This window comes from Vibrio sp. CCUG 15886, assembly GCF_028570825.1.
Taxonomy (GTDB): Bacteria; Pseudomonadota; Gammaproteobacteria; order Enterobacterales; family Vibrionaceae; genus Vibrio; species Vibrio vulnificus_B.
In genome coordinates this window covers 77,046-102,623 of record NZ_JAQQBT010000003.1, presented here as the reverse complement: position 1 = coordinate 102,623, position 25,578 = coordinate 77,046, and the positions used below count along the sequence as shown (strand labels likewise).

Here is a 25,578-nt window from a genome sequence, read left to right as displayed (position 1 = left end):
TGTTTTACCGATTTATTTTTGAGCCATTTCTGACTAATAACTGAGCAAAGATTGAATAATATAGTTCGATAAAACATTGGGTTAACGCCAACTATACTCCTTTAATCGGCAAAAAAAACACTGTAAAAATTGTGCTTAAAGAGGAGGGAGATTAAAAAACAGGCGGATAAATGAGAATAGGAAGAAGGAGCTATCTATGGCCTCCCTTAGTAGCACACTGCTACCGAGAGAGGTATCGTTCGAATCGGCTATTTACATACACGCAAGGTAGAGTGACTCTACTTCACTGGTTGTTGGCTGGCGAGGGTTTCCCCCCAGACACGGGTCAGCCAGGGCTTTCTCTATCCACAGCTCGCAATCTGCTCGACTTATTCCAAGCAAAGAAAAACCGCTAGGAATGTTGACTCGTTTTGACAAATTCCGCATCAGATTAACGGCTAAATCGGCAGCTTCTCTATCGCTCAGCCCCTCCGTTTTCCCACCCATCACCGAAGCGATATCGCGAAAACGTTGAGGATATTTCTCGGCGTTAAATTCACACACTTGCGGCAGCAAAATCGCATTGCACACCCCATGAGGTAAATTATGAGTCGCGCCAGGTTGATGAGCCATGGCGTGCACTAACCCCAAACCCGCACTGTTAAACGCCATGCCCGCTAAGAACTGAGCGTTAGCCAATTGCTCGCGCGCTTCAAGATTTTTACCATCTTCAACCGCGATAGGTAACCACTGGGCAATCAGTTTGATTGCCTCAAGCGCAGTCGGTTTAGTTAAGGTATGTGCGCCTGGTGTGACATAGGCTTCCACCGCGTGAGTGAGCGCATCCATCCCCGTCGCGGCGGTTACGTGCGGTGGCAAATTGACCATCAACGTCGGGTCATTAACCGCGACATCAGGGATCTGTTTGGCGTCAATAATGACCATTTTTACTTGGCGCGACTCATCAGTGATCACCGAGTTAGAGGTCATCTCGGCCGCGGTCCCTGCGGTGGTATTGATGGCAATGAAGAAATCACCAGCACTCTTCACTTTGCCAACCCCATCAAAATCAACGATATCACCTGGGTTAGACGCCACAATACGGATCGCTTTGGCACAATCGACTGGGCTACCGCCCCCGACTGCGATGAAACAATCGCAGCCAGTATCGTTGTAAACCGCTAATCCTTCTCGCACTAACGTTGCAGTTGGATTTGGCGTCACTTTGTCAAACAATTCGTAGTCAATAGAGAACTCATCAAGCAACTCAAACAAATGATCCAAGATGCCCAGTTCGACCAGATTATGGTCCGTTACCACTAACGCGCGTTTGATTGGCTGTTGGCTTAGCGTTGCGATCGCATCATCGACCGCTCCGACACCTGAGTAACTCAATTTAGGAAGATTTAGTGCAAATGCCATGACATTTCCCCCTATTTCTCTACACGCAAGCCGTAAGACTTAAACTTGTCCAGTACCACGGCCATCGACGCTTCATCTAACACGGGAACATCCGGTGTTATTGCGAGCGTTTTTAGATAGAGATCGGCCAACACTTCCACCTCATGCGCTAACCACAAGGCTTTTTCTAAATTCACTTCACCTGCGATTAGACCGTGATGTTGAAGCAAGATCGCTTTACTTTTCGCAATGCCCTCTTCCACGAATTGCGCCAGTTTAGAGCTGCCGAACGTCGCATAAGGGACACATGGGATTTCAGTCGCACCAGATGCCGCAACCATATAATGAATGGCTGGAATGGATTTATTCAGGATAGAAACTGCTGCACAGTTGATCGCGTGGTTGTGCACCACAGCGTTAATATCATCACGCTGCTGGTAACAAGTTAAGTGGAACAGCCACTCTGATGATGGCAATTTGCCCTCTTCAAAGCTGCCATCCTGCGCCACATACACAATATGGTCAGGAGTGAGTTTTTCATACGGAATACCAGTTGGAGTAATCAGCATGCCATTGTCAAAACGCACGCTAACGTTACCTGCTGTGCCTTGGTTTAGGCCAAGACGAGTCATTTCAAGACAAGTGTCGATGATTTGTTGTGATAGTTCTACTCGATTCATTTTTTCATTTCCTTTAAATACTGGTTACGCCTTTTTTGAGAATGATGTTGCCGTATTTTGCGGTTTCACCAGTCAGCACTACCGCGTAGCACTGTTTTACTCGCTCATAGAAAGCAAAACGTTCAACGCGTTCAATTTGTTGAGAAGCGACATTCGCTTGCACCATCGCTTGGAGATATTTTCGTTCTACATTTGGATCCAGTTGGTCACCACTGACCGCCTGCATCATCACAAGCGGTTTCGGCACATATTGGTCAAGCTCAAACAGCGGGATCACGCCTGAGAGCAAGGTATCAACCCCCACTCCGTCGCAGCGAATCACGTTGTGACTGAAGCTATGGGCAGGAAAATGCGCATCAGCAAACAAGATCTCATCGCCATGGCCCATTTCCGATAAGGTCGCGAGCAACTGCGGTGATAAAGCAGGGTGGATTCCTTTAAGCATGAGTAGACTCCTGTTGCACAGTTTTCGATTCAAGCGGTGGGGTGTTGAGCAAACTTGGGTTCACCACGCGTAAGCTCGGTTTCATTTGCGCTTGAGCACTATCGATGTCGGGATAAAAACCCGAGCCAGTGAAAGCAAACATCGCGGCGCCAATCACGGTCGCCTCCGCTTGCTCTACGATATGTAGCGGCCTTTGCAATGCGTCGGCTCTGAGCTGATTCCACAAGTCGTTTTTGGTGCCCCCGCCGACCACAACCACCGGGCCATCGCTGAGTTGGCAAAGCTGTGAGAGGTAATCAAAACGCTGTTTAAGTTGCTTACTAAGCCCTTCAAACACTGCGCGAGCAATCTGACCACGGTTTGTATGTAACCCAAGCCCTTCGATCGCCCCTTGACCAATGCCATCTGCGTTAGTGGTGAAGTTGGGTTTAAACACCACCCCACTCGCACCGTTACCTACTTCTCGCGCCTCTTCAATCATCACCTTATACAGCTCGCCTGAGGCTTGTTCTGCGGTAAAAAACTGATTGGCGACCCACTCAACTACCGCGCTCGATAACCATTGAATCGCAGGGTTGTAGAAGCCTTTGACCGAGTCCAACTCTACGGTGACACCATGTTGCAAGGCATGAACATCGAGCTGCGGGCGTTGGCTGCGCGCCATAAGAATTTCCCATGTGCCTGAACTCAAAAAAGCTTGGTTTTCAGCCGCCCCCGACCCAACAAGTGCAAATTGGGTGTCGTGCCCCGCTGAAATCACTGGCACGTCAGCCCCAAGGCCGAGCAGCTTAGCAATATCACTTGTGACCGAACCAATCACATCACCTGCCATTACTAGCGGGGGGAACCGCTCTTCGCTCAATCCGAGATACTCAAGCACCGCTGGACTCCAATTGCACAGGGTTAAGTCGGTCATCATCGAGGTTCCTGCCATGGTGTAGTCAGTCGACCACACACCCGTCAGTTGATGGGTAATCATCGATGAGATAAAGACAAACTTATCCATTTGCTCAAACAACTGTGGCTGATGCTGTTGGAACCAACGTAGTTTGTAGAGCGTATTAAAGCTGTAATCGCCAATGCCGTTATCACGGTAAAGCTGCAAACGATCGAGTTCTTGCTCCACTTGCTTCATCACCGGTACCGTGCGTGGGCATTTCCAAGAGATAATGGGGTACAACTGATTACCTTGATTATCAAATGGCGCGCCATCGACCCCAAAGGTGGTGACAGTCAGAGCGAGCACATTTTTCGCCCCTACTTCGGCAATCACCTTCTGACCACACTCGACCAATTTGGTCCAAATTTGTTCAAAGTCCCAGATATGGTAATCAGGGTTATTTATGTCTTGTTTGGTCTCATTCTTAACAAAGTACGAGGCAACAATCTTCCCTTGAGAGTCAATGGCAATGGCTCGCAAGTTTGTTGCTCCGCAATCCAAAACAATTACTACTGACATAGAGACTCCTAATTGGGCGGAGCGTACTCCGCCCCCAACTGGTTATTTGTACAAAGGACCAAAGGTTGCACAAGCGCGGTAGTCTTGGCCTTCTTTGTCTTGACCGAATGCACTCCAGGTGTGAGGTCTGAACACGTCACTCTCTTCCACGTTGTGCATCGCAACAGGAATGCGCAGCATCGACGCGAGGGTGATCAAATCAGCCCCAACGTGACCATAAGTGATCACACAGTGGTTCGCGCCCCAGTTCGCCATCACCGAATAAACATCTTTGAATGCTCCTTCGCCATTTAAGCGCGGCACAAACCATGTGGTCGGCCAAGTTGGGTTGGTACGCTCATTAAGAGTTTCATGCACCTCTTGCGGCAGCGTAATTGAGTGACCTTCTGCGATTTGTAGAACCGGACCGATCCCCTTAATGATGTTGATGCGGTGCATGGTAAATGGCATGCCGCCATGGGTTAGGAAATTCGAAGAGAAACCGCCGCCACGGAAGTATTCAACATCTGCTGGTGGCCATTTGGTAGCGCTAAGGCATGCCTCTGCATCTTGCGCGCTCATCTGCCAGTGCGGTTTGATGGCGGACTCGCCACTGGTTAACTTAGCTTCGCCACAACCATCAAGCGCAGCAGAACCTGAGTTAACCAGATGGATAAAGCCGGATTCTGGGCGGTAGCCACTGACGCGTTCAACCGAGTCTGCTGACCAGTAAGTACGAACATCGCAGAACACTTGCGCTTGACCTGTCAACATCTTGCCAAACAGCATGTTAACGCCATTAAGGCTGTCGTTTTCAGTCGCAATCACAAACGGTTCACGAATGCCATTCCAGTCAAACGAAGAGTTAAGGATCGCCTCACTAAAGTCACCATTTGGCAGATGGTCTGTCCAATGACGCTGGCCTTGGAAGCCTCCCACGACGGCGTTATGACCGAGTGCTTCTTCACCGAAGCCCATTTCCGCCAGTTTAGGGTTACCTTCCATCAGATCGCGCATGATCATCGTCATCTTAACCACTGTCTGCCAATCTTCCTGTTTACGCGCTTCACTCATTGGCTCACGGTTGTAATCTTTACCTTCATGGCAATGCTCTTTCGTCCACGCCATCGCTAACTCGAACTCTTCTTTATCGAAGATCTCTCGATCTAGGCGGCGTTTGATTTCCGTCATATCCACGTATTCATTACGCATACCTAGGTAGTGCTGGAAGAAGGGTTGATCAACAATCGAGCCTGCGATACCCATAGAGACCGAACCCATGGATAGGTAAGATTTACCGCGAATTGTCGCCACCGTCAGACCGGCGCGGCAGAAACGCAAGATCTTCTCTTGTACGTCAGATGGAATAGAAGTGTCGTCTTTATCTTGCACTTCCTCACCATAGATTGAGAACGCAGGGAGACCAACTTGGGAGTGACCCGCCATCGCTGCGGCTAAGTAAACTGCTCCCGGACGTTCAGTGCCATTAAAGCCCCAAATCGCTTTGGGCATATGTGGGTCCATATCAATCGTCTCCGTGCCGTAACACCAGCAAGGAGTGACAGTGATAGAGAGACCAACATTTTCGCGCTTGAACTTATCCGCACACGCGGCTGCTTCTGCCACACCGCCGATGGTTGAATCTGCAATCACACATTCGACCGCGTCGCCGCTAACATGACGGACATTTTCAACGATAAAGTTGGCTAAATTTTTCGCCATGTTCATGGTTTGCTCTTCTAGAGACTCACGCACACCTAAACGACGGCCATCAATTGTTGGGCGAATACCGATTTTGACTAAATTACTCATTTTAAAATTCTCTTATTTCACGTTAATTTGAATTACTTTTCGATTTGGTAGCCTTTAAGGCCAAAGTAAACGAGGTAGACAAAGCCAATGAGAGGAATAGCGAACGCGGCTTGAATACCCATTGAATCTGATAGTTGGCCCATGATGGCGGTAAGAACCGCGCCACCGAGAATCGCCATGATTAAGCAGCTGCCACCAAACTTAGAGTCGCTGCCAAGATCTTGTAGAGAGAGACCAAAAATCGTTGGGAACATCAGTGACATACACGCTGAGATGCCGACGAGTGCGTAGGCACCTGTCACGCCACCGGCAGTCATAAGAACCAGCACCAGCAGCGACGCAACCAAAGCCAACATGGCTAATAGCTTCTCTGGGGCGATGTACTTCATTAAGCCAACACAGATAAAGCGGAACGCGCTGAACACCACGATAGAGGCAAGTAGGAAGTTTGATGCCTCCGCTTCTGTGCCGCCCACTTGCGTCATCACATAGCGGATTGTCCAAGACCAGCAACCAATCTGACAGCCAACATAGAAGAACTGGCCAATCACACCTCGAACAAAATGCTTCTTCTCTGCGAGGCGAGAAAATGTTGCTTTGAGTGAGTGATCTGAGCCATCTACAAGGCGAGCTTCTTTCGCTTTTGGCATTTTTGTAAACGCGATCGCTAACCAAACCACCACAATCACTGCCGCAACCGCTAGGTATGGCATCATGACCGCATCAAGTTCTGAAGTTTGGATTGTGGCGAGCTGATCTGTAGACATAGCAGCACGCTCAGCGTCTGATGCTGGGTGAAGTTGAGATAGAATGTAGAATTTACCGATCAGAACGCCAGTGATTGAACCAACAGGGTTAAAGGCTTGCGCGATGTTAAGGCGGCGAGTTGCTGTCTCTTGTGGGCCCATGGCAATAATGTATGGGTTGGCACTGGTTTCAAGAATTGACAGCCCGCCCGCTAAGACAAACAACGCCATGAGGAAGGGCAAATATTCCATTGCCTGTGCCGCCGGATAGAACAGTAAAGCGCCCGATGCGAATAGTCCTAAGCCAAGTAAAACCCCCGCTTTGTAACTGTAGCGCTGGATAAATAATGCCGCAGGCAAAGCTAGCACAAAGTACGCACCATAGAATGCTGTTTGCACTAATCCAGATTGCATATCCGTCAAAGTAAATACTTTTCTAAACTGAGCGATGAGCACATCGGTCATGTTATTAGCCAGTCCCCATAGAGCGAAACACGATGTCAGCAATATAAATGGGATCAAGACAGCTCTAGGAATAACATCACTATTTCCTTTTTTTATTTCCGCTTGTGTTACGGACGATAAAGTGTCGGTCATTTTAATTTCCTTTAAGTACGGTCATCCCTCTCATTATTTTTATAGGAATGAGTTTCACGTTATTGAATAAATTAAGTTTTATATTTTTGTATTAATTGCAGCGTTAGATATTAATAAATCTATTTCATCCAACCCACAAATTCGTAAAAGACTTTTCTTTTTATATTTGCTCTTGTCAGCTAACAGAATTACTTTTTCTGAAACTTCAATGAATGTCTTCTTGATTTCATAGTTGTATTCATTCGAATCCCAAACGCCTGTGTCTTCATCAAAACCCACACAGGAGATCACACATAGATCTAGGGCCATTTCAGAAAGCATGTTCTTCGCTAACATGCCGTAAAAAGCTTTATATTTTTCGGAAAAATAACCACCCAAACTAATAATGGTAATATTTCTCTTTCCACATAATACATTTATGTTATTAATTGAGTTTGTTACCACCGTACACTGAATATCCGGTAACGATTGCGCCACCAACCAACTTGATGAACTCGCATCTAATCCAATCACCGAACCTTCATAAACATTAGAAATGACTTGCTCTACAAGATGCATTTTGTCAGTAACATTACTGCTTGCTCTATTATTGAACGATGTACCTTCATCACGATATTCCTTACATATCGCACCACCATGAACACGAACAACCTCACCTTTCTTGTCTAGTTCTTTTAAATCTCGTCTGATTGTTTCAACAGAAACATTTAATTCTTCAGAAAGATCAACAACGGATACTTGGCCTACTTTTGATATTGTTTTAATAATAAAACTAGCTCGTGATGCTGCTTGCATTAATAAGTTTCTCAATTACATGAATTGAGTCTGATATTAGTTTACGTGGCACGAAATTCCGTGACACGGCTCACGGTGATTTTTTGCTTGCCCACTTTTGCCCGAAAAGTTGAAAGACCACACAAAAAATCGGGCATTTTGTGTGGCAAACGGTCAAAACCACACATCCGTCATCATCAAATGCTGGATTTTTCTTCCAATCAAGAGGCTCTATAAAAGCCAAAAGCTATTAATGCAATAGAAGCAAGTAATTGGAATTCCCCCTTATCCCTCTGCGAGAATGTCGCGCGAGACCGCAATATCCAGGCGCTGATTTCATCAATGTTGGTGATACTTCACCCTTTCTTTGGTTGCTTGTCATTTTTGCTCGAATAAAGCGGTCTCACTCTTTCCACAAAAACTAAAAAATAGGCGTTGTGGGCGACATTGCCTCAACGGTTACGTTTGCTATCAGGAGTATGGAATGCAATACCTTGCACAGTTAAAAGTAAGGACGCGTTTGGCGCTCGGTTTTGGTACGTTAGTGGCACTTATGGCATTACTGACCATCGTCGGAATTCAAAAAGTTAACTTTATCGACATGAGCCTTGCTGAGGTGACGGACATTAACTCGGTAAAACAACGATACGCGATCAACTTTCGCGGCAGTGTTCATGATCGAGCTATCGCCATTCGCGATGTTGCAATGGCTCGAACTCCACAAGAGCTTGCTCGTTTTGAAGATGAAATCCGTCGATTAGAAAAATTCTATCAACAATCGGAACAAAACATGCAAAGCATGATGGCTGATGGCATTCCCTTTTCAGCGCAAGAGCGAGCCATTTTGCAGCGCATTGGTGATATACAAACAAAAACGCTGCCTCTTGTGAGAGAAGTGATTGCGAAGAAAAAGAGTGGCGAAGACGTTACCCCTATGCTGCTTGAGCAAGTTCGTCCAAGCTTCGCCAACTGGTTAAAGGTGATCAATGAGTTTATTGATTATCAAGAGTCGCTCAACCAGCAACTGACACCCATCGCTCGTGCGGAGGCCAACGGATTTCAGAGCTTAATGCTGGTGCTAAGTGGTATCGCCGTGCTGATTTCGGCGATGGTTGGTTTCATTATTGAGCGCAGTTTTCGCCTCTCCTTGGGGAGTGAACCTTATGTGGCCCAACATGCGATTCAGTTGATGGCCAATGGCGAGTTAACTCAACAATATCAGAGCAGTGATCAAGGCAGTATTCTGCACTCACTTTCGTTGATGTCCGATAAACTCAGCTCTATCGTGCACAATATCCGAAACGCATCAGAGCAACTGGCCACCCAAGTGGAAGCCGTTTCAAGCGGTTCCAGTTCGGTCTTTGACTCCGCTCAGCAACAAGCATCGCTGACACAAAACATGGCCACAAAATTAGAAAGCATGCACGCCAGCATTGATGAGATTGCTAAAGTGGTGAGCCTTACTGAACAAAACTCAGTCAATACCTCGGATAATGCCCGTGATGGCCGCGTGCTTGTGGCGGCAGTAGCGGAGCAAATGCTGTCTGTGACAGTCGCCGTCAATGAAACGGTTGCTCAGGTCAAACAATTAGAAGCCAAAACGCGCGATATTGGCGGAATCGTCAATATGATCAGCAGTATCTCAGAGCAAACCAACTTGCTCGCGCTGAATGCCGCGATAGAAGCGGCGCGAGCGGGTGAATCTGGGCGCGGCTTTGCCGTTGTGGCAGATGAGGTACGAAGCCTAGCCAAACGTACAGGCGAAGCGACAACGCAGATCGAGGCGATGCTCAAAGAAGTACAAGCTCAAACCGTTGCCAGCGTGACTGCAATGGAAAACACACAGCCTAAAGTAGAAAGTTGTCAGAAAAACACCGCACAAGCGAGCCAACTGCTGGTGAGCATTGAGCAGCAGTCTCAAGATTCTCTCAACCGAGTGCGTGACGTTGTCATCGCAACGGATGAACAAGTGGAAGTGGTCCGTGAGCTCGTCGTGGCCATGGAACAGATATCCTGCATGTCGAAAGAGTCCATTCGATCAATGGAGAATAACCAAGTGGCCAGCCAAAATTTGAACGCGCTTTCTGATCATCTCAAACAAGAAGTTGCCTTCTTTAAAGTGTAACGGTCAACGAATACTTGGCCGACAAAAAGTAAAAACTCAATCTGTCACCAGGTTGAGTTTTTAAAGCATTAGGCGTTGTTTCAAATGCCACCGCATTGCCCGGCCTTGTTCAAAGGTAAGATTGCCTTCAACAGCTTCTCTCCCTATACACCTATTATCATGGCCTGAATGTGTTTGTGTTTTGCGTTACGCCAAAAGCGCTTCAAAACTCTCGATACAAGCAACCGCACCACTCAAATCATTTTTGCCATTAAACTCATGCCTGATGGCCACCACGTTACAACCGCTCGCTCGACCAGCCAAGACGCCAGCATGAGAATCTTCAAATATAATTGCCTGTTCTGGCGTCACACCCAGTTTTGACAACGCCAGATTAAAGGCTTCTGGATCGGGTTTGTGTTTTGTAACGTCCTCTTGTGTAATCACAACCTTAAACGCCTCCTTCAGATCCAGCGCATTCAGTATGTTTTCCACCATCCACGTCGCTGCCGAACTCACCACGGCACACTGCTTTCCGCTCGCATTCAAATGTTCAATGTACGCTTTCGCACCCCGATTTAATTCGAGGTTTTCCGACAACAATCTCTCGTAGTGAGCCCGAAAGTGTGCATTGAACTCGGCAAGCTCAGGGGAAATATTCGCGTGTTTGAAAAAGTGGCCAGTGACCACAGGCCAGCTCTCCCCCATCACCTCTTTATAGATATTAAAATCCACCACTGAGCCGTAATCTTGACAAGCCAGGGCTAATGCTTGCCCCTTCAGCGGCTCCGAATTCACTAAGGTGCCATCCATATCAAACAGGTAAACTTGAAACTCTTGCAAAACTTTCTCCCTATTGTTTTGTTTATTCTTTTGTGGCTCGCGATAGCCCAAAAATCACTTAATTAAACGACTCTTGAACGATCTTGACCCATTTTGAACGCCAGGTTTGCGCTGGCATTGGATCGGGCCAAAATTCCTTTTGCTTGCAGATAAGCCCATTTTCAACAGTATGAAAGGTAATGGCTCGCGCTTTTTGAACGCCATCGGTGATCACAACGTCTGTTACAACCGTAGCCCCTTCGCAAACAACGGAATGAATGTCGAATGTCCAAACACCATTGGCTGGGTAATAGGTGTTAATCGCGATAAAATTCTCTCTGCCAACAATAAGTTCGCCAGATTGCGGCCAAAAACCCTCAAAATCCAAACTTAACCATTCACTGGCTTTGGCAAAATCATTGCTTTTCATCGCCTGCCAATAGGCTAAAACGACCTCTTTTGCTTCCATTATTCTCTCCACTCCGTGAATTGATAGAAATGAGTGATGCAGATTCAGAGCCACCAGCAGCATCACGGTAAAGGTAAGCCCAATCAGCACCGTGTTGTTACGACATCACCACTAATTTAGGCCAGCGGGACACCCATCCTCTTGAAATAACGCGGTGTTCAAACGTTGCCAAACAACGCTTTGGATTGTGCGTGATATGCCCACGAAATAGAGATTCAATCCCAAAAGCCGAAACACATTCATAGTGATCTGCCGCCACTTGCCGAACGGCCACCGCCGTTTCTTTCTCTGGCCAATAACGCATGGCATCTACCGCGCTTTGATACGGCTCATCACCGTTACGAAGATGCATTTTTGCCTGATTGCGAACCTGCCAATTGAACTGCGGCATACGCGCCTTTAAATGCGCTTCATATTGCAGATAAGCATCGGGGCTTGACTCTGTGGGATCAAAGTAGATCACATCAACATCATTCAAGGGAGTGACTAGCCCGTGTAATGAATCCCACACCAAATTTCGCACAAAGCCTGCGGCAATATAACACTGAGGTAATGACAACTCGGCCACATGGCCTAACGCCTCTGCTCTCATTCGGTCTTCTTTGATGAGGGCGATGAGCTTATCCATCTTCTTACACACGTTATTTACTGCGCCAAAACATGTTCAACAAACGCTGACTTTTTCAAACGATATTCGTCTTGAGACCAACCAGTACAAGCCATTTTCAGCGTATTGTATTGTTGAACCAACTCAGGGTTTGCACGAAGTTTATCTCGAAACGCCAAAAAGCACTCAAACTCCGAACCATTGGCAACCACTTGGAATGCTACATTGTCATTGGCGGTGCTTTCCAACATGCATAGCTCAGGCGTTCTTAACGTATCTTGCTTTTCCTCAAAGCCCAAACCTTTGAGTATTTTTACCGCGCTCTCTAAATCTTCGCGATCCACACCAACATAGATATCCAAGTCGCCTTTAGAGACCGCCAAAGGAATGGAAGATGCTCCCACATGCTCGACAACGGCATCAGGGAGTAGCGCTTCAATCTCACTTATGTATTTTTGATAGCGTTGTTCACAAGAAGCCTGATACTCCTCTGCGCGATAAAACTTCATCTTTTCTCCCAAAGGCATAACGCCATACTAAAGATTTCACCTAAGGTTGTTTAAAATAAATTCCGCTCGCTCTCGAACGGAAACCATCGGCACTTCAAGCAAATCGTAACCAAACTGCGTGTAGGCACTCACCATCTCGCGATACGTAGCAACAGCTTCTTTAAAATCTTGCTTTCGCTCTCGATCATTTTTATAGATCGATTCCCACGGCGGGAAAATAAACACCTTACGCTCATACCTTAACTCGCAACATTTCGTGGATAAAAGCGTCGAAATGGGTAAGTTTTCAAGCTTACTGTAGCCATAGCAGTCAATAATGCTTCTATCATAAAAAGTGGTTACCGCATGCCCAAAGTCGTCATAGTTTTTGATTTCTTCAGCCACCATTTGATCGCGAAAGGCCAATTTGTCCAACCAAGGTAACGCGCTACCTTGAGCTTGCATTTGTGCTTGGATGACTTTTCGCCCCACTTCGTGGGCACTTGGGTAGCCTAAATTATTGAGATATTCGATAACGGAGGTTTTGCCCGCCCCGGGCCCACCGGTAAACACAACTCGATGATTCAAATGAACCTCCTAGGTGCCCATCTCTTTGTTGGAATGAAAGTGGGCGATTTAAAGCCTTTCCTATCTCAACAGGTTATAAATGGGCGGCGTAGTGTTGTTTTAACAAAGTCAGCATATTGCGCTTGCGTTTATAACTTTGTGCTAGTGAAGCTATTTCAACATAGAACTGCGCCAACTCCGCAGAGTGCGATTTAAGCAACCCTTCGATTTTTTGTAAAAGCGTTAACGCTGTGGCATAGGCTTCATTGTTAGTCTGCTCAATCTGCGCCGTGACAACGCGAAGGTAGTAGCTGAGTGCATGGTTTGGCTTATCATGCACCACAAGATCAGCCAACGTTAGCAACGCATTGGTGGACACTCTATTGCTTGCCACCCATTCACACGCTTGGTCAAATTGCTGGTTGTCGATATAGAAAAGCACCAAGGCATCGGTTTGTTCAGACACACGGTTAAATTGATCTGGCAGCCGATAGGAATTCTTAAACAACAGCTCAACGCGGGGAAGAAACTCTGCGTCATCCACTGAGTAATTCGCTTTAAACAGAACCATATCTTTATAGCGCTGAAAACTGGGCGATCGTTCTAATAGGCTATTGGCCAGCGACCAAGCGGATTTAATTTCACCAAGCTCAACATAAAGGCGGAACTGCGCCTGATCACACGCTTGCCGTTCATACTCGCTCGCAATTTTGCGCGCTTTCGCCAACCAAAACTCGGCTTCTAATGGCGCTTGGTTGTCGATATACATCTCAACAATTTCTAAGAAGTCTCGGCACGTTCGCGCTATTTTTTGCTTAATGGCCACCACATCAAGCCAATTTGGGCTTTGTTTAATGAGTGGATTGGCCCATGTTCTTAAATTCCAACCACTCTCGTCTGGTGAAGCTTGTTCAATCGCTTGTCGACATAAATCAAGGAAGTACGTGTTGTTTTGCCACACCACGGCAAAATTCTCTTCAATCGACGGGAACACATCGAACTCATGCTGGGTCAAACGCTCAAACATCCAATGTGCTTTTTCTTGTTCACTCCAATTAAGTTTTGCCAGTATGTTAGGCATGTGCTCATTAATTAGGCTTTCAATGCCAAAACGATCGCCACTTGAATCATCGATCTGTTCGAGTACCTTATTCAACCTTTCCACAAGGTAGTTGATGAGCTTCCACTGCTGCTCTGTATCAAGGCTTTGCATCGACTCAATGATCATGCTCAACTGGTTTTCTGCTGAATGAAAATAGGCATGGCTCTCTCGCCAATCCCACAACTGTTCTCGTGGTAAGGCTTGGGTAACTAACTTTTTCAACTCGCCGTACACCGCTGGCTTTTCACGTATTTCAATTTTCGTGAGTAGCGCATTCCATGCGTATTCGTCTTCTTCTAGGTAATCAAGCAGCATCTCTAGCCTAGTCTCTTCACCGAGGCTTTGCAGGTGTTTTTTGATTGTCTCTCGCTCACTCTCTTGCTTGAGCTGTGGCTGTTCGATAAGAGACATCGCCACTGCCACGCTGTGCTTACACAAGCGTTGATATTGCGCAGCTGGGCACGTGCACTCAGCGACCAAATCACCCGTGAAATCGAGATTCACTTGATAGACGTTGCTGCCTTTCACCTGTGCAGTAGCAGTATTACCCATCATGGTAAGTTTGCGCACCGCGCCACTGTGCGAAAGCTGGATACCTTTTTGTAACGTGCTGTTTTCGCACAGCGCCATCAGCTCAACAATATCGATGTCACGAGTTGTGCTAGCGTTCATTGTGTTTGCTCCATCCGTGCTTTGGTTTGTTCTACTTCGGGTAAATAAAGACGTAGCTCGCGTGAGAGCAATGTTTCACACCAAACTCTCAATTCTTCGCACCATCTGCTCTTCGCTCGCAATAATATCACTCACACGCCTTTTAAACGATATATCGAGTTTCTGGCATACCAAGCCCTGTAAGCTTGTTCAGTGCTGCCTCTGATAGAGAGCGTATGATAATAGCCATACCGCCTTTTCAATGCTTGTTGGAGCCGTTGAGCTTCTGGTAATCCCTCCAAAGAGCCTTCCATCACTCCCCTCTAGAAGAGATTTTCTACAAACATCACAATGTCCAAAAATAGTTACTTTATTAGACTTAAAGCCACTTAATGTCACCAAAATGGAACACTAAAGGCAATCATTGACAGTACCAACATAAGGTCCTAAATTAAGGACATTACACAGACAAAATACAAACAATGAAACCGAAATAGGACTTTAGAGTGAAACATGTAACAGCCGCAGCATTAGCAGAAGAAATCGGCGATAGGTTGAAGCAAGCTCGACTCAATCGAGACCTAACACAATCTGAAGTTGCAGAAATTGCTGGCATTGCCCGCAAAACAGTTTTGAATGCAGAAAAAGGAAAAGTGCAGCTCGATATCATGATTGCGATATTAATGGCCTTAGACCTTACAGAACAAATTGATCTCTTTATCCCTAAACAAGAAATTTCTCCCTTACAGCTGGCAAAACTGCAAGGAAAGAAAAGGCAGAGAGCCTCTGGCCAGCGCAGTAATAAAGATGAGGAAACACCAGAATGGTAATGGAAGTCATTACAATAACTTACCAAGACGATCTCGTTGGCGCTGTGAGTTTTGACACTGAAAAGGGACTTGGGTCATTTGAATATGATCCCAGCTTTGTAAAAAAGGGGGTCGAGCTGTCTCCAATCAAAATGCCATTATCGAATCGTATCTATCGCTTTCCCGAACTGGATTTCAATACCTTTAAAGGACTACCAGGTTTAATTGCTGACTCGTTACCTGATGATTTTGGTAACGCGGTTCTCAACGCATGGGTTGCAAGTCAGGGCCGTTCACCGAGTGACATTACACCACTGCAACGCCTCCAATATACGGGAAAGCGAGGCATGGGCGCTCTTGAGTATGCGCCAGCGACAAAGTTACGAAGTTTAAATGCTTCACAACAGGTAGAAATCCAATCGCTCGTTTCAATTGCACAAGAAATCTTAGATTCACGAGGTAATTTTGAAGTAGAGCTCAAACAAAATGGCCAAGACGATAGAGAAGCAATGATGTCTTTATTATCTGTTGGCATGAGTGCGGGGGGAGCAAGACCGAAAGCCGTATTAGCATTTAATGAAGATTTTACTCAAGTACGCTCCGGCCAAACCAACGTGCCAAGTGGGTTTACTCATTATTTGATGAAGTTTGATGGTGTTAGCGAGCATAACAAAAATCAAGAAACCTTCGGTGACCCATTAGGCTATGGAGTAATGGAGTTTGTTTATCATTTAATGGCTAACAAATGCGGTGTCGATATGATGCCATGCCGCTTACTCCATGAAGGCAATCGACGACACTTTATTACACAGCGGTTTGATCGAATTAAAAATAGCAAGGTACACGTACAAACACTAAACGGTCTTGCCCACATTGATTATAAAAAGCCTGGGTCATTCTCTTACGCAGAGTTATTTGGCATTGCCAGACAGTTGAAGCTTTCCGCTGTTGACGCTGAGCAGCTATTCAAACGCATGACGTTCAATATCATTGCTCGAAATCATGACGACCACTCAAAGAACTTTGCCTTTATGTTGAAACAAGACAGGCTGAAAAAAGACAAATGGTCTCTCGCACCCGCTTATGATTTAGCCTATAGCTATAAACCAGGTAGCAAATGGGTGAACAGCCATTGGATGAGCTTGAATGGTAAAAGAGATAACTTTACACGAAGTGATTTCTATAGCTTAGAGAAACTAAGCCCTATTTTTAACAAGAGAAAGATCGACGATATTATTGATACAACGATTGAGCACGTATCAACTTGGCGTCAGCTTGCTGAGGAATGGGATGTACCAAAAACACTGATAGATGAAATACAAGAAAACTTGCGGCTCAATATTTAGTGAAGTGGCTGTATGCAAAAAGGATGGTCTCTTATTTAAGGCCACCCCAATCAAATCCAGAGATGCATTGCTTTTGTGCAGATATGAAAAAAGGCCTGATAAATCAGACCTTTTAGAATGTGGCGGTGAGTGAGAGATTCGAACTCTCGGTTGCAAGCTGCCGAATTTAAATCATTTAATATCAATAAGTTAATGTTACTTTAAGTCTTAACTTTGTACCAGTTTTTTGTACAAGAAGAGCGTTACTGTTCATCACAAACCGTTAGTGCATTCCACAACTCTTCATTGATAATTTCAATCTTGCGTCCTTCTTCACGATAGGTTAAGACTGATTCAATTTTTCGACCATAACTAGTGAACCGCCAATCTCGACTCGCAACGGCACCAAGCACAAGTATATCAAGTCCCTTCACAACATTACCTTTTACTTGGGCGCCTAAAGCCAAAGCTTTTTGCTCTTGAATCTTTCTTGAACCACTTAAAAACTTACCCGTAAAGCAAACTTGTTTCCCCTTGAGACAAATTCGTCCATCTTGAGTTGTCGAAAAATCAGCTGACATACCATAAGCAAGGCCTGTTTCCAGCAGAGATTGACCAGAAATAGCCTTGATAAGACTCAATAAGTCACATCTTTCACTATCATCAACAATCCCATCTTCCAGTATCATATCAAGGCGCTTTTTTATTGCGTTTGCAGGCCACTTACTAACAAGGTGTTTATCTTGACTGAGTAGCATTGCTAGTTTTTCTATTTCTGCATCACATAAAGTGTCGTCAGCGCTTATGCCACTTAGAAACCCAAGAAGATGATTGACTGTGCCTTCATAGCCACCATCTTCAAGATCACCATAACTAAGTATGTCTTGCAGCATGTCCTGCATATCAATTAGTTCAGATGTTGTTATCACACCGTCTTCTAAGATATCTTCGATTTGTTCATGAATATCAATGAAATCTCCATCTGTTAAGTTGAATACGTCATTATCCTTCCATGCACGAAGATAGACTTCCTCGAGTTCACTCAAATGCTTATCAGCATGAATACCATCCAGAATTCCTTTGAGTGTTAATATTGCTTTAGCTTTGTTTCGTTTGTAATTAAAAGCCAAAGTCTGAGGTTGTCCGTGGTAATCCAAAACTGCTGTTGATTTAGTCGTCATATTATGCAATCCAATTAATTTAAACTGATAGCATACGGATAAATATCTCAACATGGTGAAATCATCAAGATCCTATGTAACAGTTGGCACTAAAAGTACTCAAAAAATATTGATTATGTTTACTACGTCAACTCTCAGCACCTTGATGGGATTTAACTAATTTCAAAACCAGTACAGATCTATGGCTGTTTAACGCTTATCTATAGTCTTTTGGTATACCCAAACGACTACGGTCAAACCTTGATCAAACAGTACCCAATAGGGTTGAATTTGAATTGTGACCACAATAAAATTTCTATCATCTAAGAGTTAAACGGGTACACCTAATGGCACACATAGCTTATCTACGTGTCTCGACCACAGACCAAAATACAGACCGTCAACTTACAGATTCTGGTATCCCCTTTGATAAGAGCTTTACAGATAAATGCAGTGGTGGTTCAACTAAACGACCAGCATTAGAAGCTCTTAAAGACTACGTTCGAGAAGGAGATACAATCCACGTTCATAGCATCGACCGCCTAGCTCGTAATTTGGTTGATTTGAAGCAGTTAATAAACGACTGGACTAACCAAGGTGTTAGCGTGAAATTCCACAAGGAAAGCCTAAGCTTCAATGCTGGTGGAAGTGATCATATGTCTGAGCTCATGCTGAACATGCTAGGAGCCGTAGCTCAATTCGAGTTAGCAATGATTCAGGAAAGACGTCAGGAGGGCATAGAGAAAGCTAAAGCCGCAGGGAAATATAAAGGTAGACCAACTAACACAACTAACCACCAGCGTATTGCTGAGTTACGTTCACAAGGTTTTTCCTTGAGAAAGATAGCGTCCGAAGTGGGAGTATCCTTATCCACAGTTCAAAGAGCCTTGGCAAAAGCTTAGACTACCCTAAATACAAAAAAAATGAAGTTTTATAAATCACGTTTTGTGTGTGCGTAACGGTACGCCGCAATCGTAATCGATATGTATTACCCCGAACCCTCCCCCCTACTAGGGTTCCAATCAAACCAAAAAGAGAAACATTAATAATTAATCATAGACCTACAGGTACATAACACACTATGAATCAATTCATGGCAGATAGCAGATTTGCGTATTTAGACCCTCGAACTCTCATACTCGATCCCGCGATGCAAGCCCGTGACGTTGAACTCATAAAAGACAAACGAGAACGTTCAGCGCAAGAGATTAAGCAAGAGAGCCAAAGCAAGGAGATTCTTGAAGACCTTCGTAATGGACAGCCTATAAGGCAGCCTATCACTGTTTTTGTGGTTAATGACAAGTATTACGTAGTGGATGGTTTCCACCGAACTGGAGCTTGTCTGAAGTTCCTTGAAGAAAACCCCGATGCTGAATTAATGATTAACTCGTTGATCATAGAAAACCGTACTTACGCTGAGGCGTTCTCAGCAGCCCAAGATGTCAACCAAGCACATGGGGTTGGAGTTACTAAAGATGAAGCAATGCAAGCTAAGTTTCGCAAGCTAATTGTTAACCGAGAGTTTGACCTAAGCGTCTCTCGAGTATGTGAGCTTGTTGGATGTAGCCGTGGTCAGGCTGGACACATTGCTAACGGCTTAAAGGCTTGCAAAGAAGCATTAGGGAATGACAACGAGATGAAAGACTTAGAGAGCTTTGTTGAAAGCCTTAAGTTTGGCTTGGAATCACGTTATTACCTACCCCAAAGCTGCTGGGACTCTAAGGGGTTCCCGAAGATCAGACGACTCTCAGATGCTTTTAAGGGTAAGGAGTATGCGCCTGACAAAGATGATGAGCAGTGGGAGCAAAAGCAAATTAAAGACGTCTCAAAGAGCATCAGCCGCCTCGTTGAGTTCTTTGGAGAGGACATCTTCAGGGAAGGCTTAAGGAAGTTCACTAGGGGCTCTCAACTAGGTATCTCTATATCTCAACGGAGTAAGTGGCTGGAGCAAGCAGGGACTATCGAAGGAAGTATTCAAGATAAAAATAGTGGAAATAAAGCCCCTAACGTAACAGAAAACTACGAGTTATAGAAATAACATTGCGAGCTCGTAAGCCTTATACCACAAGGCCTACGGGCTAATTCAAACAAAAGTGTACACGTGTGTACAGTGGGGAGACTTTAGGTGTACACAACAGTGTAAAGACATTAACGAAAAACTACCAAAGACGTGGGGCAGCCAACCTAGGCAAACAGTCTATTGCTTTCTTCTTAGCCTTCATATTAACCGTACCGTATTCTGCACCGATATTAGACGGAGCGTGACCAGTGATAGCATCACTTACAGAATCAACTACTCCTAGACCGCCAAAGCTGTTCTCAAAGAGTGCCTAAACGAGTGTGATGGTTGCTTGGTTATACCTAACGTCTTGACCTGTTTACTCCACCACTTGCCAATAGCACCTGTAAACTGTAATTAAGTGATACTCTTATAGCCTACTTAAAGCTAAACGAGGGAGACGGTCGATAGCTTCTTTCTTCGTCTCTAACTCAACCGTACCATATGAACCGCCTACACCCGCTGGAGTGTGACCAGTAATAGCGTCACTAACAGTGTCAGCAATACCCAGTCTACGCAGAGCCGTCTTGAAAGTATGCCTAAAGGCATGAGCTGGTTGGGTTGTGTGTATACCCAGAGACCTAACTGTTTGACCCCACCACTTACTGAGTGCCGCTGATTTCTTACCGTATTTGTTCTCTTTAAGCTCAGGGAACAAGAAGCCAACTGACTCCGCAACATAATCTAAGAAACCTAGTTCTATCAGATGAGCAGGGATAGGTACGTGTCTTAGTGAAGAGTTATTCTTAACGCTTTGCCCCTCACCTCTACGGATGTTGAGGTAATGTATGCCTGAATCTGATTGGGATACATCTGACTTATGTAGTTGAGACATTTCCTCTAGGCGTGCACCTGTATATCTGCACAACAAAGGAATCCAATAACAAGCCATACCATAAGGTTTACGAGCATTAGCATCATTAAATACGTCAGCTTGGAACAGTCGACGCATTTCTGAGTCAGTATAGCCTTTTCCCTCACTTGCTTCAGTCTTCTTCTCCGCCGTGGCAACACGCACACCTACGTGTGGATTAGAGTCGATGATGCCTAGTTCAATGGCATAGCTAAACACAACAGAGGTCTTGCGTAGACAGTTCTTCACCGTAGTAGCACTTAAAGTCTCTAGACCTTGTATCTTTACAAGTTCAATTTGTTCTAGAAGAGGTCTATTCCTGATACTTGCAATTTTAGACTTAGGTAACTGAAGCAATGTATCTCGAAACTCAACGATATGCGCACGAGTTACCTCAGTAACATCCAGATCTCCGATAACTTCGATTAGACGCTCAATCTGAAGGCCAGCCTCGTACAATGCTTTAGCGTCTTTGTCTTTAAGAATCTCAGACTGGTGATACCTCTTAAACACATTAGATATGGAGTATTGAGATGCCTTTTTGCGTTTAGGCTGATGTTTATTGGCTAAAGGGTTAACTGATAGAGGTTTATCTGCAATAGGATTAGATATTGCTTCGTAGCCATAGTCACGGTTGTAACGCGCTCTACATAGCGCTTCGATGCGATGAATGTAGTGATAGAAAGCTACTGCTAATTGACGGAAAGACTCACTGTGAGAAGAGACAACTAAACCCTCTCTATCTAGTTGAGCAACAATAAACTCTTTTAGTTCATCTGCTAGCTCTTGAAGCTGGTCAGGAGTAGCAGTATCAACCTCGTTGCCACATATGGACAAAGTATCAGACAAGCCAAATTCACGGACTGTGCCTTCCGCATCTACATCCCTTTTTAGGAAAAGATCGTAGTTACCAGAGGTATCAACTTCATTCTTTACGTGTTCATACCAACGCTCTGCGATGATTGCACAGTCTCTAACATTGAGTTCGACATTGGATGAATTAGATAGTTTTAACTGAGCAACGGCGATCTGCTTCTGCGCATCGAATAGACACTCAGTAAATCGTGGTTTAGCTTCAGAAAGGTTTTTCGTTTGAAGAGATTTCTTGAAGACTGTCTTACCGATTATAGGAACCAGCTTTTTGGGGACAGCCATTCTAAAGTAGTAAACACCAGTTTTAGGATGCTTATAAGGACTTGCCATGATGTTCGACATTGTACCTACTCTTTGTACCAGTAGGCAGCTTACATTAAAACACCAAACCCCTGTATTATAAGAAGTTCTTACACTACAAGGGCTTATAGAATGTGGCGGTGAGTGAGAGATTCGAACTCTCGGTACGTTGCCGTACACACACTTTCCAGGCGTGCTCCTTCAGCCACTCGGACAACTCACCGAATCAAATTTTGTGTGGCAACTCGTGCCAACGAGGCGCTAATTTAATGATTATCTTGGGATTGGTCAAGCCCAGTTTTAAAAAAAAAGCGCCATGAGGAGTTTAGTTGGCTAGTAATTGGCTAAATCGAGCAATCTACCAGCAATTATGCTTGCTGATAGTAACCAGGAACCTTAAACCAACGGCGACACATATCTAGGAAGTAGCCGTACAGAACGCCCATACCGCAAGAGATAATCGCATTGCTGGTCACTGCGGTGATGATCTGCTCTGTCGATGCGCCTACCGCAAGCAAAATACCGGCGTAGACTGGCGATTGAAAAAGCACATACGCCACTAAATCGGATACGTTTTTCATCAGTCCACTGGTCGATACGCGCGCACCTTGGCGAAGAACCCAATCACGAAACACACCATAAGGCCACGCGATCGCGATGTTAACCGGAATAGATAACGTTCTTGATGCCAGAGATTGCTGGAAAGTCATTCCAGAAATCAGAATCTCGATAATCATCCCTGAGATAAAGCAAAAAACCACCATAGCAAAAGTATCAGCTGCCGCATGACGGATACAAAATGGCGCACGAGATTTCATTTTCTTCCTCTATAAAATTAAAAACTGCAAAATTAGCAAAATAACGACATCATGAACCAACAAATAAACTCACATGCAGTTCATCGCGCTATTAGAGCAGATAATTTGTAGTTTTTGGCACCATTTTTAATTGGAAGATGTAAATTAATAACCAATTTAAACGCAAGATGTAGTTTAATTCGCCAGAAATGAATAAAGCCGCTTTTTCAGCGGCTTTATTTCGTAATTAAACTACATTGGGTAACTCAATCCGCCAACAATACGGTCAGCAGGTTGATCTCTTCTTGATCTGGTTGTTTATTCTCGCTCAGTTGCTGTTCAATTCTGGCGAGTGATTGTGCCAATGCAGGCTCGATCGCGTCTTTGTGCTGGCCTCGAATTTGGCTGATCGCGTTGTGCGCTTGAGTAAGTTCCCCGTTTTCTATCGCGATATAGAAACCGACGAGAAGTGATTCTATCGATTGCTCTTCAACTTGCGCTTGCACATCTTCTGCTCGAAACTGGTACAAAAGTTTCGCGTGTTGGAATAAAGCGTCATCCAGTTCGGCTTCTACTATTGGCTTAGCAATAATGTGATCCGCCCCTCCCCCTAACATGCGCTCTCGGGTTTCTTTAAACACGTCGGCGGTACAGCCAAAAATCAAGGTATGTCGACAAGGTGAGTCCATGGCACGAATCGCGGTAATCGCTTCAATACCATCCATAACGGGCATATGGTTGTCCATCAGTATCAGATCAAACGGGTGCTGTGTTACGCACGCTATCGCCTGCTCTCCATTCTCCACACGCTCACAGCTAAAGCCTTTATTCCTTAAGAAGGTTTCGATGATGATGGCGTTGGTCCGGTTATCTTCAACAATCAGTGCTCGTAACCCCTGATAGTTGAGCTTGTATCTTGGTTCAGGGCTCTCCGTTTCTGGTGAGGTGCATTCCAAAGCCAGCTCAACCGTAAAACAGGTTCCTAATCCTACTTGGCTAGACACCGCAACACTGCCGCCCATCTGTTCAGCAATTTGTTTGACGATGGCGAGGCCAAGCCCTGTACCACCAAAACGGCGAGTGGTTGATGATTCAGCCTGCTCAAAAGGTCGGAAGATGCGTTTTTGCGCCGACTCAGGGATCCCGATGCCGGTGTCTTTTACTTTGATTGATAGATAGTTGGCTTGCTCCCTTGTGTGCTCTTCAAAATACACTTCCACCAAGCCTCTCGCGGTAAACTTCACGGCGTTATTGAGCAGATTGAATAACACTTGGCGCAAGCGTGCTTTGTCTGCGCAGTACCAGCGGCCCGTTGGTACTGTTGAGTACACTTTAAACTGCAAGCCTTTCTCGGCGCATAAGGTGTAGTAAACGCTGTTAACACTGCCAATGATGGAGTCAAATGGGAAAGGATTATTATCAAACTCCATATGCCCCTGCTCTATTTTCGAGTAATCGAGAATTTCGTTGAGCAACGTCATCATGTGATCACCGGAGTCATAGAGGGTTTTGAGATGCTTACGTTGTTCTTCGTTTAAAGGCGTTTTTAATAAGATCTGTGCCGTACCAAGCACACCGTTCATCGGGGTACGAATTTCATGGGAGAGCGTAGCCAAAAAGGCCGTTTTAGCGTTTGTTGAGGCTTGGGCTTTGACTTTCTCTGCTTCCAAATAGACGGTTTTCTCGTTGATGGTTTCGATTAGGTGTTTGATTTCGTCTTCGCTGTCATAGTGAATGTCAATAATACCGCCCGTTTTAGACACATCCACTTTCTTCGCAATCGAGATGATGGGCTTAATCACGTAACGATTCAGCGTGTAATAGCCCACCAAAACACAAATCAGAAGGAAAGGAAGAATACCTGCTTCTACCCTCATCACTTGGCCAAACACTTCATCAGACACGGTCAATTGCGAGTTGATAACGCGGACACGCCAACCAATATCGGCCACTTCAATTTCACTGATATAGCGATCGCGTGTGAGATGAAAAGCATGCTCAAGCAACAACTTACCACCAGGGTCAGAAATTGACACACCAAGTTGATATTTCTCAGTATGACCTTTAACGAAATCGAAAAGCGTTTCTAGTGAGATATCAACAGTTGCCACACCTGCAAACTCACCATCAATAAAATAAGGCTGAGAGGCAGTGATCATCTGAACTTGCGTGTAAGGGTCGGTGTATACGTTTGACCAAGCAACGCTGTTTTCTGGCAAATTGACGACCGATAAATACCAACTTTCCGTGTGATAGCCGCTAGATTGAGGATTGTTGTAAGAGTGGATCTGCTCGATGTGGCCATCCTCTCCTTTATTGAAAAACAGACTGACATAGCGCAGTGATCCGTCAATTTGCTGCGGCTCCGGCCATATGCCACCACTGGCGATGACTTGATCGCTACTGGCAATGATTTTTCCGAGGATTTGTGGTTGGTTCGCGCCCTTTTGCTGGCTTTGGGCCACGCCGACCAGGCTGTTAAGCACGCCCACGGCGCGATTAAACGGAGATTTGATTTGTGAGGCAAGCAGCTCTGTCCTGAGATCGAGATTTCTCTCGATATTGCTGCGCACCGGCGGTTCCACCACCAAATAAGCAACACTGCCTATTGTGGCGATGAAAAAGCACAAATAGAGACTCAGTGCATAGATGCTTTTTTTCCGAAGTGACGAGCGTATTCTCATAATTTATCAATACTTTCCCTGTTGTCTCGCTTAAGT

22 protein-coding genes and 1 tRNA gene are annotated in these 25,578 nt (G+C 45.2%); 5 read left to right on the top strand and 18 right to left on the bottom strand.

Going from position 1 to position 25,578, the window contains the following annotated elements:
- Window positions 1-252 precede the first annotated feature (252 nt).
- The 7 genes from fucO to PQQ36_RS09020 form a co-directional block, all read right to left on the bottom strand.
- Window positions 253-1,401: a lactaldehyde reductase gene (gene fucO, locus PQQ36_RS09050; RefSeq protein ID WP_273660964.1), complete on the bottom strand. Its 1,149-nt coding sequence runs from the start codon at window positions 1,399-1,401 to the stop codon at window positions 253-255.
- 11 nt (window positions 1,402-1,412) lie between these two features.
- Window positions 1,413-2,060, bottom strand: a complete 648-nt coding sequence (gene fucA / locus PQQ36_RS09045; protein WP_011150689.1) for an L-fuculose-phosphate aldolase — start codon at window positions 2,058-2,060, stop codon at window positions 1,413-1,415.
- Window positions 2,061-2,073: 13 nt separating this feature from the next.
- Window positions 2,074-2,505 carry an L-fucose mutarotase gene (fucU, locus tag PQQ36_RS09040; protein WP_043877245.1) on the bottom strand — a complete coding sequence of 144 codons (432 nt, stop codon included), beginning with the start codon at window positions 2,503-2,505 and terminating at the stop codon, window positions 2,074-2,076.
- Entirely contained in the window at window positions 2,498-3,964 is a 1,467-nt protein-coding gene (gene fucK, locus PQQ36_RS09035; protein WP_273660963.1) for an L-fuculokinase, read from the bottom strand. Before fucK ends, fucU begins: the two co-directional genes overlap by 8 nt.
- Before the next feature lie 42 nt (window positions 3,965-4,006).
- Window positions 4,007-5,755: an L-fucose isomerase gene (locus PQQ36_RS09030; protein WP_225480144.1), complete on the bottom strand. Its 1,749-nt coding sequence runs from the start codon at window positions 5,753-5,755 to the stop codon at window positions 4,007-4,009.
- 32 nt (window positions 5,756-5,787) lie between these two features.
- Entirely contained in the window at window positions 5,788-7,098 is a 1,311-nt protein-coding gene (fucP, locus tag PQQ36_RS09025; protein ID WP_225485546.1) for an L-fucose:H+ symporter permease, read from the bottom strand.
- 78 nt (window positions 7,099-7,176) lie between these two features.
- Entirely contained in the window at window positions 7,177-7,893 is a 717-nt protein-coding gene (locus PQQ36_RS09020) for a DeoR/GlpR family DNA-binding transcription regulator (protein ID WP_013571443.1), read from the bottom strand.
- A gap of 463 nt (window positions 7,894-8,356) precedes the next feature.
- Between PQQ36_RS09020 and PQQ36_RS09015 the strand changes: the two genes are divergently transcribed.
- On the top strand, window positions 8,357-9,997 hold the full coding sequence (locus PQQ36_RS09015) for a methyl-accepting chemotaxis protein (RefSeq protein ID WP_065090244.1): 1,641 nt from the start codon (window positions 8,357-8,359) through the stop codon (window positions 9,995-9,997).
- A 186-nt stretch (window positions 9,998-10,183) separates the two neighbouring features.
- Here PQQ36_RS09015 and PQQ36_RS09010 read toward each other — a convergent pair whose 3' ends face one another.
- From PQQ36_RS09010 to PQQ36_RS08985, 6 genes are all read right to left on the bottom strand, one after another.
- Window positions 10,184-10,819, bottom strand: a complete 636-nt coding sequence (locus PQQ36_RS09010; protein WP_238822208.1) for an HAD family hydrolase — start codon at window positions 10,817-10,819, stop codon at window positions 10,184-10,186.
- A gap of 58 nt (window positions 10,820-10,877) precedes the next feature.
- Window positions 10,878-11,267 carry a nuclear transport factor 2 family protein gene (locus PQQ36_RS09005; protein ID WP_026130707.1) on the bottom strand — a complete coding sequence of 130 codons (390 nt, stop codon included), beginning with the start codon at window positions 11,265-11,267 and terminating at the stop codon, window positions 10,878-10,880.
- A gap of 97 nt (window positions 11,268-11,364) precedes the next feature.
- Complete coding sequence (locus PQQ36_RS09000; RefSeq protein ID WP_273660961.1) at window positions 11,365-11,895, bottom strand: nucleotidyltransferase family protein; 531 nt, start codon at window positions 11,893-11,895, stop codon at window positions 11,365-11,367.
- Window positions 11,896-11,912: 17 nt separating this feature from the next.
- Window positions 11,913-12,383, bottom strand: coding sequence for a GrpB family protein (locus PQQ36_RS08995; RefSeq protein ID WP_273660960.1), 471 nt, complete (start codon window positions 12,381-12,383; stop codon window positions 11,913-11,915).
- Between the two features lie 36 nt (window positions 12,384-12,419).
- Window positions 12,420-12,950 carry an AAA family ATPase gene (locus PQQ36_RS08990; protein WP_273660959.1) on the bottom strand — a complete coding sequence of 177 codons (531 nt, stop codon included), beginning with the start codon at window positions 12,948-12,950 and terminating at the stop codon, window positions 12,420-12,422.
- 73 nt (window positions 12,951-13,023) lie between these two features.
- Window positions 13,024-14,703, bottom strand: coding sequence for an SWIM zinc finger family protein (locus PQQ36_RS08985; RefSeq protein WP_263179428.1), 1,680 nt, complete (start codon window positions 14,701-14,703; stop codon window positions 13,024-13,026).
- A 485-nt stretch (window positions 14,704-15,188) separates the two neighbouring features.
- Here PQQ36_RS08985 and PQQ36_RS08980 point away from each other — a divergent pair, with 485 nt between their 5' ends.
- Both PQQ36_RS08980 and PQQ36_RS08975 read left to right on the top strand, forming a co-directional pair.
- Window positions 15,189-15,512: a helix-turn-helix transcriptional regulator gene (locus PQQ36_RS08980; protein ID WP_011080067.1), complete on the top strand. Its 324-nt coding sequence runs from the start codon at window positions 15,189-15,191 to the stop codon at window positions 15,510-15,512.
- The gene (locus PQQ36_RS08975) at window positions 15,506-16,837 is read left to right on the top strand and encodes a type II toxin-antitoxin system HipA family toxin (RefSeq protein WP_263217582.1); all 1,332 of its coding nucleotides are present in this window, start codon (window positions 15,506-15,508) and stop codon (window positions 16,835-16,837) included. Before PQQ36_RS08980 ends, PQQ36_RS08975 begins: the two co-directional genes overlap by 7 nt.
- 242 nt (window positions 16,838-17,079) lie before the next feature.
- Here the strand turns inward: PQQ36_RS08975 and PQQ36_RS08970 are convergent, their stop codons facing one another.
- Complete coding sequence (locus PQQ36_RS08970) at window positions 17,080-17,997, bottom strand: BRCT domain-containing protein (RefSeq protein WP_025527226.1); 918 nt, start codon at window positions 17,995-17,997, stop codon at window positions 17,080-17,082.
- A gap of 326 nt (window positions 17,998-18,323) precedes the next feature.
- On the opposite strand from PQQ36_RS08970, the gene PQQ36_RS08965 reads away from it, so the two are divergent.
- The gene (locus PQQ36_RS08965) at window positions 18,324-18,878 is read left to right on the top strand and encodes a recombinase family protein (RefSeq protein WP_025794773.1); all 555 of its coding nucleotides are present in this window, start codon (window positions 18,324-18,326) and stop codon (window positions 18,876-18,878) included.
- Window positions 18,879-19,069: 191 nt separating this feature from the next.
- Complete coding sequence (locus PQQ36_RS08960; RefSeq protein ID WP_226056627.1) at window positions 19,070-20,008, top strand: hypothetical protein; 939 nt, start codon at window positions 19,070-19,072, stop codon at window positions 20,006-20,008.
- Between the two features lie 397 nt (window positions 20,009-20,405).
- Here the strand turns inward: PQQ36_RS08960 and PQQ36_RS08955 are convergent, their stop codons facing one another.
- The 4 genes from PQQ36_RS08955 to PQQ36_RS08940 form a co-directional block, all read right to left on the bottom strand.
- Window positions 20,406-22,103, bottom strand: a complete 1,698-nt coding sequence (locus PQQ36_RS08955) for a site-specific integrase (RefSeq protein WP_273660956.1) — start codon at window positions 22,101-22,103, stop codon at window positions 20,406-20,408.
- Window positions 22,104-22,196: 93 nt separating this feature from the next.
- Window positions 22,197-22,284 (bottom strand) — tRNA-Ser (locus PQQ36_RS08950).
- 145 nt (window positions 22,285-22,429) lie between these two features.
- Window positions 22,430-22,879 carry an L-alanine exporter AlaE gene (locus tag PQQ36_RS08945; protein WP_011080057.1) on the bottom strand — a complete coding sequence of 150 codons (450 nt, stop codon included), beginning with the start codon at window positions 22,877-22,879 and terminating at the stop codon, window positions 22,430-22,432.
- 245 nt (window positions 22,880-23,124) lie between these two features.
- Window positions 23,125-25,542 carry a hybrid sensor histidine kinase/response regulator gene (locus PQQ36_RS08940; RefSeq protein ID WP_273660955.1) on the bottom strand — a complete coding sequence of 806 codons (2,418 nt, stop codon included), beginning with the start codon at window positions 25,540-25,542 and terminating at the stop codon, window positions 23,125-23,127.
- Between the last annotated feature and the right edge of the window lie 36 nt (window positions 25,543-25,578).

Coding starts and splice junctions, on each gene's coding strand:
- fucO (WP_273660964.1), bottom strand. CDS start 1,401: ATGGCATTTGCACTAAATCTTCCTAAATTGAGTTACTCAGGTGTCGGA.
- fucA (WP_011150689.1), bottom strand. CDS start 2,060: ATGAATCGAGTAGAACTATCACAACAAATCATCGACACTTGTCTTGAA.
- fucU (WP_043877245.1), bottom strand. CDS start 2,505: ATGCTTAAAGGAATCCACCCTGCTTTATCACCGCAGTTGCTCGCGACC.
- fucK (WP_273660963.1), bottom strand. CDS start 3,964: ATGTCAGTAGTAATTGTTTTGGATTGCGGAGCAACAAACTTGCGAGCC.
- PQQ36_RS09030 (WP_225480144.1), bottom strand. CDS start 5,755: ATGAGTAATTTAGTCAAAATCGGTATTCGCCCAACAATTGATGGCCGT.
- fucP (WP_225485546.1), bottom strand. CDS start 7,098: ATGACCGACACTTTATCGTCCGTAACACAAGCGGAAATAAAAAAAGGA.
- PQQ36_RS09020 (WP_013571443.1), bottom strand. CDS start 7,893: ATGCAAGCAGCATCACGAGCTAGTTTTATTATTAAAACAATATCAAAA.
- PQQ36_RS09015 (WP_065090244.1), top strand. CDS start 8,357: ATGCAATACCTTGCACAGTTAAAAGTAAGGACGCGTTTGGCGCTCGGT.
- PQQ36_RS09005 (WP_026130707.1), bottom strand. CDS start 11,267: ATGGAAGCAAAAGAGGTCGTTTTAGCCTATTGGCAGGCGATGAAAAGC.
- PQQ36_RS09000 (WP_273660961.1), bottom strand. CDS start 11,895: ATGGATAAGCTCATCGCCCTCATCAAAGAAGACCGAATGAGAGCAGAG.
- PQQ36_RS08995 (WP_273660960.1), bottom strand. CDS start 12,383: ATGAAGTTTTATCGCGCAGAGGAGTATCAGGCTTCTTGTGAACAACGC.
- PQQ36_RS08985 (WP_263179428.1), bottom strand. CDS start 14,703: ATGAACGCTAGCACAACTCGTGACATCGATATTGTTGAGCTGATGGCG.
- PQQ36_RS08975 (WP_263217582.1), top strand. CDS start 15,506: ATGGTAATGGAAGTCATTACAATAACTTACCAAGACGATCTCGTTGGC.
- PQQ36_RS08970 (WP_025527226.1), bottom strand. CDS start 17,997: ATGACGACTAAATCAACAGCAGTTTTGGATTACCACGGACAACCTCAG.
- PQQ36_RS08965 (WP_025794773.1), top strand. CDS start 18,324: ATGGCACACATAGCTTATCTACGTGTCTCGACCACAGACCAAAATACA.
- PQQ36_RS08960 (WP_226056627.1), top strand. CDS start 19,070: ATGGCAGATAGCAGATTTGCGTATTTAGACCCTCGAACTCTCATACTC.
- PQQ36_RS08955 (WP_273660956.1), bottom strand. CDS start 22,103: ATGTCGAACATCATGGCAAGTCCTTATAAGCATCCTAAAACTGGTGTT.
- PQQ36_RS08945 (WP_011080057.1), bottom strand. CDS start 22,879: ATGAAATCTCGTGCGCCATTTTGTATCCGTCATGCGGCAGCTGATACT.
- PQQ36_RS08940 (WP_273660955.1), bottom strand. CDS start 25,542: ATGAGAATACGCTCGTCACTTCGGAAAAAAAGCATCTATGCACTGAGT.